13 protein-coding genes and 1 tRNA gene are annotated in these 11,623 nt (G+C 52.8%); 5 read left to right on the top strand and 9 right to left on the bottom strand.

Annotated elements, in window-relative coordinates:
* Positions 1 to 150: 150 nt before the first annotated feature.
* On the bottom strand, positions 151 to 657 hold the full coding sequence (gene sulA, locus OMR58_RS09135) for an SOS-induced cell division inhibitor SulA (RefSeq protein WP_105593405.1): 507 nt from the start codon (positions 655 to 657) through the stop codon (positions 151 to 153).
* A gap of 214 nt (positions 658 to 871) precedes the next feature.
* Here sulA and OMR58_RS09130 point away from each other — a divergent pair, with 214 nt between their 5' ends.
* A complete protein-coding gene (locus OMR58_RS09130) occupies positions 872 to 1,480 on the top strand; it encodes a TfoX/Sxy family DNA transformation protein (protein ID WP_200545806.1) in 609 nt (202 codons plus the stop codon).
* Positions 1,481 to 1,489: 9 nt separating this feature from the next.
* On the opposite strand, the gene yccS is transcribed toward OMR58_RS09130, so the two are convergent.
* Complete coding sequence (gene yccS / locus OMR58_RS09125) at positions 1,490 to 3,643, bottom strand: YccS family putative transporter (RefSeq protein WP_264545752.1); 2,154 nt, start codon at positions 3,641 to 3,643, stop codon at positions 1,490 to 1,492.
* A gap of 8 nt (positions 3,644 to 3,651) precedes the next feature.
* Positions 3,652 to 4,098: a YccF domain-containing protein gene (locus OMR58_RS09120; RefSeq protein WP_200545808.1), complete on the bottom strand. Its 447-nt coding sequence runs from the start codon at positions 4,096 to 4,098 to the stop codon at positions 3,652 to 3,654.
* A 135-nt stretch (positions 4,099 to 4,233) separates the two neighbouring features.
* On the opposite strand from OMR58_RS09120, the gene helD reads away from it, so the two are divergent.
* Positions 4,234 to 6,288, top strand: coding sequence for a DNA helicase IV (gene helD / locus OMR58_RS09115; protein WP_264545751.1), 2,055 nt, complete (start codon positions 4,234 to 4,236; stop codon positions 6,286 to 6,288).
* A gap of 12 nt (positions 6,289 to 6,300) precedes the next feature.
* On the opposite strand, the gene OMR58_RS09110 is transcribed toward helD, so the two are convergent.
* Both OMR58_RS09110 and OMR58_RS09105 read right to left on the bottom strand, forming a co-directional pair.
* Positions 6,301 to 6,759 (bottom strand): methylglyoxal synthase, encoded by a 459-nt coding sequence (locus OMR58_RS09110; RefSeq protein WP_105593400.1) that lies wholly within the window; start codon positions 6,757 to 6,759, stop codon positions 6,301 to 6,303.
* A gap of 82 nt (positions 6,760 to 6,841) precedes the next feature.
* Positions 6,842 to 7,486: a DUF2057 family protein gene (locus OMR58_RS09105; RefSeq protein ID WP_264545750.1), complete on the bottom strand. Its 645-nt coding sequence runs from the start codon at positions 7,484 to 7,486 to the stop codon at positions 6,842 to 6,844.
* A gap of 188 nt (positions 7,487 to 7,674) precedes the next feature.
* Between OMR58_RS09105 and OMR58_RS09100 the strand changes: the two genes are divergently transcribed.
* A complete protein-coding gene (locus OMR58_RS09100) occupies positions 7,675 to 8,094 on the top strand; it encodes a CoA-binding protein (protein WP_264545749.1) in 420 nt (139 codons plus the stop codon).
* Positions 8,095 to 8,120: 26 nt separating this feature from the next.
* On the opposite strand, the gene hspQ is transcribed toward OMR58_RS09100, so the two are convergent.
* Together hspQ and rlmI are read right to left on the bottom strand one after the other, a co-directional pair.
* Positions 8,121 to 8,438 carry a heat shock protein HspQ gene (gene hspQ, locus OMR58_RS09095; protein WP_105593397.1) on the bottom strand — a complete coding sequence of 106 codons (318 nt, stop codon included), beginning with the start codon at positions 8,436 to 8,438 and terminating at the stop codon, positions 8,121 to 8,123.
* A gap of 63 nt (positions 8,439 to 8,501) precedes the next feature.
* Complete coding sequence (gene rlmI / locus OMR58_RS09090) at positions 8,502 to 9,692, bottom strand: 23S rRNA (cytosine(1962)-C(5))-methyltransferase RlmI (protein ID WP_264545748.1); 1,191 nt, start codon at positions 9,690 to 9,692, stop codon at positions 8,502 to 8,504.
* 89 nt (positions 9,693 to 9,781) lie between these two features.
* On the opposite strand from rlmI, the gene yccX reads away from it, so the two are divergent.
* Positions 9,782 to 10,060: an acylphosphatase gene (gene yccX / locus OMR58_RS09085; RefSeq protein ID WP_200545813.1), complete on the top strand. Its 279-nt coding sequence runs from the start codon at positions 9,782 to 9,784 to the stop codon at positions 10,058 to 10,060.
* A 2-nt stretch (positions 10,061 to 10,062) separates the two neighbouring features.
* Here yccX and tusE read toward each other — a convergent pair whose 3' ends face one another.
* The gene (gene tusE, locus OMR58_RS09080) at positions 10,063 to 10,389 is read right to left on the bottom strand and encodes a sulfurtransferase TusE (protein WP_264545747.1); all 327 of its coding nucleotides are present in this window, start codon (positions 10,387 to 10,389) and stop codon (positions 10,063 to 10,065) included.
* Positions 10,390 to 10,498: 109 nt separating this feature from the next.
* On the bottom strand, positions 10,499 to 11,155 hold the full coding sequence (gene yccA, locus OMR58_RS09075) for an FtsH protease modulator YccA (RefSeq protein WP_105593393.1): 657 nt from the start codon (positions 11,153 to 11,155) through the stop codon (positions 10,499 to 10,501).
* A gap of 216 nt (positions 11,156 to 11,371) precedes the next feature.
* Between yccA and OMR58_RS09070 the strand changes: the two genes are divergently transcribed.
* A tRNA-Ser gene (locus tag OMR58_RS09070) sits at positions 11,372 to 11,459 on the top strand.
* Positions 11,460 to 11,623: the final 164 nt, after the last annotated feature.

Below are 11,623 nucleotides of genomic sequence, written 5' to 3'. Positions count from 1 at the left end.
CTTACATATTTTTTAACATTCCGAACGGAATTATGTGTATAAGAAATGGTCAGAGACGCAGCTAACCTATTGTACAGCCGCGTCATAACATTATCTGGGGCTTAAGGCGTGTACCACGAGAAAAAATCCTGAGAATTATCTCATTTTTACTTAATGATACAAACTTGAATGAATTTTTAACCCGCTAAGTGGTCTGCCTGACTGAGAATTTGCACGATCGGGACGCATGATTAACCCCAGTGCCTGGCCAGAGTTTGCTGCTGCCAGCAGTCGTGCACGATCGCTCTCCGAAACATCCTCTTCGAACCACCCCAAAACGACGCTGTAATTACCTGTTTGCAAAGCTTTAATCATTGCTTCAACGGTGGTGATTGGCCCTGAATGTGCGGCTTGCATAACGCGATCTAAAGGCAGCCCTGAACGCTGCAACCACTCGCGGCTCAACTTTTGATGAGGAGTGAGCCACAGCTGCCAGCGAGACTGTTTGCCTAACTGCTGTAACAGAGGGAGCAGCAACAGCTGCGTCATACCTGGCTGGTTCTCGCTGTAAATTAATTCGCTAATCAGGCCAGCGGCATTAGCTGGAGCAGATGTCACGCGTGATGAAACGTGGAATGCACTATTAACTGATTGAGATTTCGGGAAATAGGTATGCATGATGTCTTCGCTCGCAATGTCACTGTATGAATATACAGTATATGTGTAATGGACAAAGATCAACCTTATTTTTTTGATTACGCCTCGCAAAATCGCAAGATAACTTGAAACATTGTCATTTATTCATTGAACCTGTAATACGGATTGCCTATGTTTCAATATGTTGATTTTTCGGGATTTATGCGAATGTTCTTAAGCTGAGCAGGGAGTTGCTATGAGTAGTTCAAAACAGAGAATTGAGCAGACGAAACAGCGTTTAGCGGCGTTGGGGCCGGTGGAATCACGCACACAGTTTGGTGGCTATAGCCTGTCTGTGTCGAAGACCGTATTTGCAGTTGTTGCCGATGGAGAACTGTATCTGCGTGCCTGCGAACAGGCCCAGCCATATATAAGTGAAAGGAAAATGCAGCCCCTGCATTTTGTAAAGCGAGGTCTGCCGGTTGCCCTTAATTACTACCGTGTTGATGGTGTGCTGTGGTCCGATGCCGACCAGCTAGTGGCTATTTCTTCACTGTGTCTGAATGGTGCACGGCAGGAATTAAAAGAGAGGCTAAGGAATCGGCGTATCAAAGATCTACCCAATATGGGGATTCGGATGGAGGCGTTGCTGCGGGAAGTCGGTATTTGTTCCATTGAAATGCTCATGGAACAGGGGGCAAAACGAAGCTGGCTTAAACTGCGGGCTATCAATAAACATCTTGGTCTTTCGGTGCTATTTGCTCTTGAGGGGGCGATAGTTGGCAGCCACTATGAGGCGCTGCCGACCGCAGTTAAAGAGGAATTGCGCGCCTGGTTTAAAAGCAATGCGCATCGAAAAGGGTGATTTTTTTCATTAAGCCTGGTTGCCGGTACGTTGAACAATCTGCTGTTTAAGCCTGGCAATTTCAGGTAACAATGCCACCAGCAGGCCCACCTGCTGTAAGACAAGCGGTTCTTTGGTGGCATTATCTGACTCAGTTTTCTGAATCCGTTGTGCCAGGTTTGCCATCATGCGCTGCGCTTTAGCTTCATCCACCACTTCAATATGCAGGATATCATCAACATAGCAGACGGCATCATCCATTAGCTGAAGCAGATTGGTGTTTTCGAGTTTCTCACGGTGTGCCCCCAGCGCTGAAATGTAGCTCAGGAACGAGTGGTTCAGACACAGTAGTCGGAAAGCGGCTTCACGAAGTGCGCTATCCGCTTTACTTTCAGCCGGGATATTCGATACCACGGCAGCCAGCTCTGCATCACCGTTGTGGGCATCCCGCCGTGCGATGCGGTAATCAAGGCGATTGTCTTTTCCCTGATGATACTGCACCAGCACTGCATCCAGGTAGCGGCAGTTAGCATTGAGCGTTCGCTCCGCCACGGCCGGAAGTCTGAGAAAACGCCAGTCCGGCCAGATAAATGCGACGGCCAGCCAGGCAATGCCACAGCCCAGCAGCGTATCAATAATGCGTGGCAGCGCGACTTCAAACCCTTCGCCCAGCAGATTGAAGCACAGCAGCACCAGCAGCGTGATAAACATGGTGGCATGGGCATACTGAATGTTACGGAAGAAGAAGAACATCACGCCGGTAACGACGATCAGCATCAACTGCCCCTCAATAGACGGTACCAGCCAAAGGAGAGGCAATCCGAGAGCAATTCCTGTCAGTGTACCGACGATTCGCAGCGCCAGCCGCCTGCGCGTGGCACTGTAATTGGGCTGGCAAACAAACAGGCTGGTTAGCAGTATCCAGTAGCCGTGCTGCAGGCCGGTGAATTGAATAAAAGCGTAACCGGCGCACAGGAGAAGCGAGAGTCGGACTGCATGGCGGAACAGCGGCGATTCCGCACTCATATGGCGGCTGAGGCGCAGGCGGATATCGCTCCAGCCGGTTAGCCCCTCGCGGGAAAGCGATTGATCGTGGTAATAACCGCCTTCCGCCAGCGCCTGTTCTGATTCAATCGTTGCCAGCTGGGCATCGATCGCTTTCAGATTGTTCAGCAGGAAGTGCATCGCTTTTACTTCCCGGCTCTCCGGCTGTTGCTCAGTCAGTCTCTGGAGCGCTGCGTTAAGATTGGCAAACACGCGTTCAAAGCGCAAATCATGCTGATAGGTTTCACGCAGCAGGATGGCGCGTGAAAGCTGTCGACATGCCACGGCCTGCAGCGTTAACAGGCGCTGAAAGCGGAAAAGAATATCACTGGCACCCCATGCTTTACGCAGAGAATGGTACTGCACGTGCGAGGAACTGGCGCGCTCATGGATATCCTGAGCCACAAAATAGTAATGAAGCGTGCGCCTGGTTCCGCGCTGGCCGCGATCTCCTCGTAGCCGCGACTGTATAGACGCTTTTGCCTGGTTCAGCAGGGTGACCAGTTGACTGTTTGCCATAGCGACATCCACCATCGCCTGCCGGTCATCTTCTTCAAGGTCAGGATCGAACAGGCTGGCTTTGGCTTCCAGATACTGTGCCAACTGCGCATAGCAGCGTGACAGGTTTTCCTGCAGCGGGCGGATAGGAAACAACAGGTGCCCGAACAGCGTCAGCAGGTTATACCAAATGGCGCCGGTCAGCAGCAGGATGGGCTGCAAGTACCATTGGGGAAACAGACCAATTCCCAGCATGGTGTAGATGGCAATCAGTAATGCGCCGAAGGCAATCGTTGCGTAACGCGGCCCCAACGCGCCCAGCAGAATAAAGCCCCAGCTAGAGATCGCCAACCCGATAACAAACAGCCACGGATGTGGAAAGAGCAGCTCAACAGACACGGAAGCAATACAGAAACAGATCAGCGTAATAAGCAGGTTACGCAGGCGGCCGCTGAGGCGATCGTCGAGATCGGTCAGCGCGGCGGCAACGACGCCCAGCGTTAGCGGTATTGTCCAGGTGATCTGATGCAGCCACCAGGGGACGGCCGTAGTGCCAATCAGAGCCAGCGTAATGCGAATATTGTACAGCCAGCTGCTGTTAAACGCATGCCGGCGAAGGTTATCGATCAGCGAGGTTTGCATGGTACGGCTCACGAAAAACGACGGCGCGCATTGGCTTCACGTGCAGCGCGTGCGACTTCAACGGGCACGACGCGGCGCCCCACCGGCCAGAGTGCGATAACGGCAATTTTCAGGTTAGCGATGCCCACCGGAATACCAATAATCGTCAGACATTGCGCAATACCTGCGGTGATGTGCATCAGGCACAGCCACCAGCCGAAAAAAATCACCCACAGAATATTAAGCAGCGTACCGCCTGAGTTCATTAGTGCACTTTTTCCATCAGGGTTTATCTCATCCACATGTATCGCTTCATTACCGAAGGGCAGCAGTGAAAGTTTAGTGATTTCCCAGCATGAACGGGTCAGCGGCAGGGTAAAAATCAACACGATACTGACTAATGTGGCCAACAACCATGACAGGGTGGTCAGACAGCCGCCCAGAATGAAATTGAGGATATTAAGTATGGCGCGCATCGGTGGTGTCCCCTTAGGCGTTGAGAGAAGTCTCAGTGACAATTCATTGATTGTAACGCGTTTTAACGCTGGAGAGGTAAACTGTCGCCAGCTAAACTATGTGCAGATGAAATTAACCGCAGCAGGGTCGCAGGAATGGAACTGAAAGCAACATCGCTGGGTAAACATCTGGCACAACATCCTTACAATCGGGTGCGGCTGTTGAATGCTGGCGTTGAGGTCAGTGGTGAAAAACACGAGTATCTGATTCCCTTTAATCAGCTGTTATCCATAGCCTGCAAGCGTGGTCTGGTTTGGGGCGAGCTGGAATTTTCATTGCCTGACGATAAAGTCGTTCGTTTGCACGGTACGGAATGGAATGAAACGCAGCGTTTCTACCACTACCTCAGCCTCGCCTGGCAGCAGTGGAGCCAGGAGATGAGTGAAGTGGCGGCCGGAGTATTAAACCAGCAGGCCGAAGCCATTCGTCTTGCCGAGCAGCAGGATCGTTGGCTGAAACGCAGCGATATTAGCAGCTGGCAGCAGGCGATCCGTAAATCCTTCGACGCCGTGCCGCTTCCTGTATCCCGCCTTGATGAGTTTGATAACTGCCGCGAATCCTGGCGGTATTGTCAGCAGTGGCTGAATGACAGTGACAGCCAGCGCGTGAAGCGTAACGCGCACTGGACGGAGCGTATGCTGGAACAGCATGCCGATTATTTCGAGCAGGTGGAGAGTTCGCCGCTGAATCCCTCGCAGGCGCGAGCGGTGGTCAATGGCGAAGATTCGGTGCTGGTACTGGCCGGAGCGGGCAGCGGTAAAACCTCGGTGCTGGTTGCGCGGGCGGGGTGGCTGTTGCTGCGCAAACAGGCGACGGCGGAGCAGGTGCTGTTGCTCGCTTTTGGTCGTAAAGCGGCAGAAGAGATGAATGAGCGTCTGCGTTCACGCCTGCACAGTGAAGACTTCTCGGCACGTACCTTCCACTCTCTGGCGCTGCATATTATTCGTCAGGGCAGCAATAAATCCCCCGCGATCAGCAAACTGGAAAGCGACACAGCGGCGCGTCATGATTTGCTGATTAGCGTCTGGCGGCAGCAGTGCAGTGAGAAAAAAGCCCACGCCAACGGCTGGCGTCAGTGGTTGAGTGACGAGCTGGAATGGGAGATAGAGGAAGGAAACTTCTGGCAAAGTAACAGCCTGGCAAAGCGACTGGCGACACGCCTTGAACGCTGGCTGGGACTGATGCGTATGCATGGCGGTGCCCAGGCGGCAATGATCGACGGTGCGCCGGAAGAAATCCGCGAACTGTTTAGCAAAAGAGTCAAGCTGATGGCTCCGCTGCTTAAAGCCTGGAAAACCGCACTCAAGGACGAGGGGGCCGTCGATTTTTCTGGCCTGATCCATCAGGCGATTAACATCCTGGATAAAGGCCGCTTTATTAGCCCGTGGAAACACATTCTGGTGGATGAGTTTCAGGATATCTCGCCGCAGCGGGCAGAACTGCTGGCTGCACTGCGTCGGCAAAACCGGCAAACCGCACTGTTCGCCGTCGGCGATGACTGGCAGGCGATATATCGGTTCAGCGGTGCTGAAATGACCCTGACCACGGCGTTTCATCACTATTTTGGTGAGGGCGACCGCTGCATACTTGATACCACCTACCGCTTCAATCAACGCATTGGGGAAGTTGCCAACGCCTTTGTACAGCGTAATCCGCACCAGTTGAAGAAAACGCTGAACAGCCTGGCCAAAGGGACCAAAAAATCTATTCAGCTATTGCCGGAAGATCAGCTGGAAGCACTGCTGAATAAAATGAGTGGCTACGTTCAGCCGGACGAGCGGATTATGGTGCTGGCTCGCTATCATCACCTTCGCCCTGAGGTATTGGATAAAGCGGCAACTCGCTGGCCAAAACTCAAACTGGAGTTTATGACTATCCACGCCAGTAAAGGACAGCAGGCGGAGTACGTTATCCTACTGGGACTGTCTCAGGGGGATGAGGGTTTCCCTGCACCGGCGAGGGAATCGGTGATGGAAGCGGCGCTACTGCCCAAGGTGGAAGAGTTTCCCGATGCCGAGGAGCGTCGACTGGCGTATGTCGCCATCACCCGTGCAATCCATCAGGTCTGGCTGCTTTACGATCGCGATGAACCTTCGGATTTTGTTGCCGAACTGGGCCGCCAGGGCGTTCCGCAGGTGCGAAAACCCTGACGGCAGAAGCGGTTACTTCAGGCGCTGCTGCAGGTAGCGCTCGTAATCCGGGATCTGGATTTCAACCTGCTGATCGAATAACGGCGAGTGGATAATGAAATCAGCGGTTGCGCGGTTGGTTGCCACCGGGATATTCCACACGGTAGCCAGACGCAGCAGGGCTTTCACATCCGGGTCGTGCGGTACGGCGTTCAGCGGGTCCCAGAAGAAAATCAACAGATCGATTTTCCCTTCCGAGATCAACGCACCCACCTGCTGATCGCCGCCCATCGGGCCGCTGAGCATGGCGGTAACCGGCAGGCCGGTTGCTCGCTGTACCAGATTACCGGTTGTGCCGGTGGCATACAGCGTATGGGGCTGCAGCTTTTCTCTATGGATATTTACCCATTCCATCAGGGAGTTTTTACAGTGGTCATGAGCGACCAGCGCAATATGTTTTTGCGGCTGTATCTTACGAGTGGTCTGGTCCATTCAGATATCCTGGCTATGTAGGGTAACGGCAGAAACGTCAAATAAACAGAAAGTTGAGTGTAACGTTGCGGTTAAACGGATATCAACTGGTATGTAAGGCTTTCATCAGGGTAATAAAACGCTGGCGGGTGGCAGCATCAACCTGCTGATACCAGAGATGCAGCATCCTTTCCGCTGCCGAACGGCGATCGAGAGCCAGATCCTGCTCCTGTGCAGCGCTAAGGGCAGTATGTTTACCCGACTGCGCAAAACGTGGAACTGAGGCGTTTTCTCCGTTCAGGTTATAGTGAATCATCGCCTGTTCAAAATCACTGCTGGTAGTAACGGTCAAAAAATCGCGCTTATTTTCGATCTCGCCGCCTTTTTCATCGACTAAAGTAAACTGCGGTTTCTTGTCGAACATTCTGGCTTCGCGTACGGAAGCTAAAGGGGGAAGCTGAATCAGCACCGATTGACTGCGGGCGGTAAACGTCACAATTTGCGGAGCTGAAACCCAGGTCACGGGAGTATGGGCAGGGATATGAAACGATTTCTCTACGCGAAAAAGCAGCTGATGTTCGCCGCGCTCCAGCTCTAATCCGTCAGCGCCTTTTAGCAGCGAACCGGAAATTTTATGCCCGTCCAGAACCAAAAGGTCGATATCGGCAGAAAGCTTTAGCGTGGTTGCCTGCACAGAAGAGGCAATCAGCATTATGACCAGCCCGATTATGACCTTAAACAGCTTCATTCTTACTCCAGACGAGCAAAAGGTGAGAAAACGTCGAATGTATCAAAGTCTTTCAGTATGGCATCATATTAACATTTAAACACACTTAATCGTGCTATTGATCGTGAATTACTGAAGTGGTGATACTGAGCCAGGCGAATCAGTCATAATGAGAAAATACAGGCCGTTAACCCGAACCGGAGAGAAAAATGGATGACAAAAAGATTATCAATGTTCTGACCAGTAGCAAAACTATCGCCCTGGTAGGGGCCACAGATAACGAGCAGCGCCCGGCCTTCCACGTTATGGAATATCTTCTTTCTCAGGGTTATGCCGTTATACCGGTCAACCCTAAACTGGCCGGTCAGAAACTGTTGGGGCAGGCGGTTTATGCCGAACTGACAGACATTCCTCAGCCTGTCGACATGGTGGATGTTTTCCGCAATGCGGAGGCGGCGTGGGGCATTGCCCAGGAGGCGATTTCCATCGGTGCGAAAACGCTGTGGCTGCAGATTGGGGTGATCAACGAACAGGCTGCGGTGCTGGCGGCGGATGCCGGGCTAACCGTTGTCATGGATCGCTGCCCGAAAATAGAAATCCCGCGCCTTGGGTTGGCGAAGAGCGCATAAAAAACCCTGCTTTAGCAGGGTTTAAATTAATTTCTCAGGCTTGGAGACTGCAGCTGCTGGCGAATGGAAAGCGCCAGCTCATCCAGCGACTGTTGATCAGGATGTTCTCCCGGCTGCTCCCAGGCAATCTGCGCTTCGGCCAGGTAGGTGTGTACCGTCTGGCCTTCTTCATCTTCCATCACCACATGATACCAGGGCGCTGCACGCATTGCTTCGCTGCCGCTGATATCTTCACTGACCGACTCTTTCAGTGAATACTGAGGATCGACATCGACTATCACGCCCAAAAAACCCAGCAGCTGATGACGAACCTGCTGACCAATACCGTATTTGCTGGCAATCATGGGTGACCTCCTGAAACGTTGCCCTTACCACACTGTATGGAGGCGAAGGCAACACTTTTCAAGTCACAGCACGCGGCAGGCGAAACCTTTCAGATAAAGTCCTTCCGGATAGCTGGAAATAACCGGATGATCGGCAGCCTGACGGAACTGCTCAATAATCTGTACGTCGCGCTTAGCATCGACGGCGGCATCTGCAATGAGTTTCTGGAACAGTTCGGTAGGCATCAGTCCGGAGCAGGAGAAGGTCATCAGCATACCGCCCGGGTTCAGCAGTTGCATTGCCAGCATATTAATGTCTTTATAGCCACGGCACGCACCCATCAGCTGATTTTTATTCTCAACAAACTTAGGTGGGTCCATCACGATCAGATCGAATTTTTCGCCTTCGTCACGATAGCGGCGCAGCAGTTTGAAAACGTCATCGCGCAGGAACTGGGCCTTGCTCAGATCCAGACCGTTTAACTCAACGTTCTGCTTTGCCACATCGAGCGCAGCCTGCGAAGTATCAACGCTGATCACTTCACGACAGTTGCCCATCAGGGCGGAAACTGCGAAACCACCGGTGTAAGAGAAGCAGTTCAGCACGCGGCGATCTTCTGCATAGCGGCGGGTTGCCAGACGGCTGTCGCGCTGATCGAGGTAATAGCCGGTTTTGTGACCGGTCTGAATGTCCACCAGCAGCTTCATTCCGTGTTCGGTAATCGGCAGCAGTTCCGGTGGCGTTTCGCCCAGAACAACACCCTGGGTCAGCTCCAGACCTTCTTTTTTACGGACGCTAACGTCAGAACGATCGTAAATTGCGCAGCCCGGATAGCAGGTTTGCAGCGCGGTGATCAACGCGGCACGCTGGTATTCCGCTCCGGCAGACAGGAGCTGCAGCACAAGGAAGTTACCGAATCGATCGATAGTGATTCCCGGCAGCCCGTCGGATTCACCGGCAATCAGGCGGTAGCTGTCAAGATTGTCACGGTGAGCCAGCCAGTCGCGCAGCTGCTGCGCGGCCTGCAAACGGCGGACAAAAAAGTCGATATCAATCGATTCGTCGTGCTCCCAGCTCCAGACGCGTGCGCGAATTTGCGACTGTGGAGACCAGGCGGCACGCGCCAGCCATTTTCCCTGGCTATCGCAGACATCAATAGTTTCACCCGACTGGGCTTTACCTTCCATGCGGGCAATCGCCCCGGAGAACACCCATGGATGGCGACGGAGTAAGGACTTTTCACGCCCTTTGGCAAGAATCAAACGAACAGTCATAGTTAGTTATGCTTATACTCAGAGAATCAGGCGATATTGTCCGGTGCTGACTGGGAAAAAGCAATCAGTGGCGGAGATAAGGAGAGAAAATGGCGAGTGTCGGTCTGCGTGCATGGGTTTACGGCAGAGTGCAGGGCGTCGGGTTCCGCTACAGTACCCAGCGCGAAGCAAAAGCTCTGGGGCTTACGGGCCATGCGATAAACCTTGATGACGGCAGCGTAGAAGTTTTGATGTGCGGTGAGCAGCAGCAGGTTGATGCGCTGCTCGGCTGGCTGCAAGCAGGAGGGCCGCGAACCGCCAGGGTTGAACGCGTACTGACGGAGCCCTGCCAGCCTGCTGCCGGGTTAAAAGGGTTTACGACCGGCTAGCGTTACAGGCACTTTGCGGGCTTGGGTAAACCGGCAATTTTAGTGGCCTGTTTAGCGGGGCCTTTCGGGAACAGTCGGAAAAGATAACGGCTGTTGCCTTTCTCTTCGCCATACTTCTGTGCCATGGCTTTCACCAGCATGCGTACGGCCGGAGAGGTATTAAACTCCAGATAAAATTCGCGCACGAACCGAACGACTTCCCAGTGTGCGTCGCTCAGTTCAATGTTTTCTTCTTCCGCCAGCAGCGGTGCCAGCGCTTCGCTCCAGTCTGCGGTGGATTTCAGATAGCCCTGCGCGTCGCGCTCAATCTCTCTGCCTTCAAATTGCACTCTATTACCTCTACAGACTGATTCACTCTGCGGCGGAGTTTAACAAACTTTTACTTCAGCCAAAAACAAAGCCCCGCATAAGCGAGGCTTTGTTTGCATCAGGTCAGAATTAGTTGCTGCGGGACATGCCCAGCAGGCTCAACAGACTAACGAAGATGTTGTAGATCGAAACGTACAGGCTGACGGTAGCGCGAATATAGTTGGTCTCGCCGCCGTTAATGATGTTGCTGGTTTCCCACAGGATGGCACCGGTAGAGAATAAGACAAACAGCACGCTGATCGCCATATGCAGCGCCGGGATGTTCAGGAAAATGTTAGCCACAACCGCAATCAGCAGCACGACAAAACCTGCCATCAGCATGCCGGACAGGAAAGACATATCCTTACGAGTGGTCAACACGTAGGCTGAACAGCAGAAGAACACCAGCGCAGTACCGCCCAGCGCCAGTCCAATCACATCACCCATGCCGGCAGACAGGAACGAGTTCAGGATCGGTCCCAGGCAGTAGCCAAGGAAACCGGTAAAGGCAAACGCAGCCAGAATACCCGCCGGGCTGTTAGCCAGACGATAGGTCAGGAACATCAGGCCGTAGAAACCCACCAGCATCAGGATCAGTCCTGGGGAAGGCAGAGCAAACACGGTGCTCAGCGTGGCGGTGACGGCGGAAAATGCCAGCGTCAGGCCCAGCAGGAAATAGGTATTACGTAAAACTTTGTGCGTGCTCAACAGCGAGCTTTCGCGTGAGGAATAAACTATGCGATCCATAAAGCACCTCTCAGGGTCACTAAAATACCAGAGAGAATAAAGAGGGAAGGGCGAAGGGGAAAGATGTTTTACCCTTCTTTACTCGCTAAAGCGCTGATAACTTAAGCAGATTGGCGAATATCACAGCGAGCGCGTCGTTTTCGCTGATTTTTCAGGCAAACGAAACAAAACCTGCTTTACAAGCCCGGTCGGGATGTTTATAGTGCGCCCCATTGTGGAAGCGTGGCCGAGTGGCTGAAGGCACCGGTCTTGAAAACCGGCGACGGGAAACCGTTCTAGAGTTCGAATCTCTACGCTTCCACCACCTAATTCTACGGGTCAGCGAAAGCTGGCCCGTTTTGCTATGCGAAAAATAAATTTGCAGGCAAAACGAATACGCTAAGCTTGTCTCTGTCTCTGTCTCTGTCTCTGTCTCTGTCTCTGTCTCTGTCTCTGTCTCTGTCTCTGTCTCTGTCTCTGTCTCTGTCT

The organism is Erwinia sp. INIA01, from assembly GCF_025947915.1.
Classification (GTDB): Bacteria; Pseudomonadota; Gammaproteobacteria; order Enterobacterales; family Enterobacteriaceae; genus Erwinia; species Erwinia coffeiphila.
The sequence above is the reverse complement of the archived record's forward strand: the minus strand, read 5'-3'. Positions and strand labels throughout refer to the sequence as shown.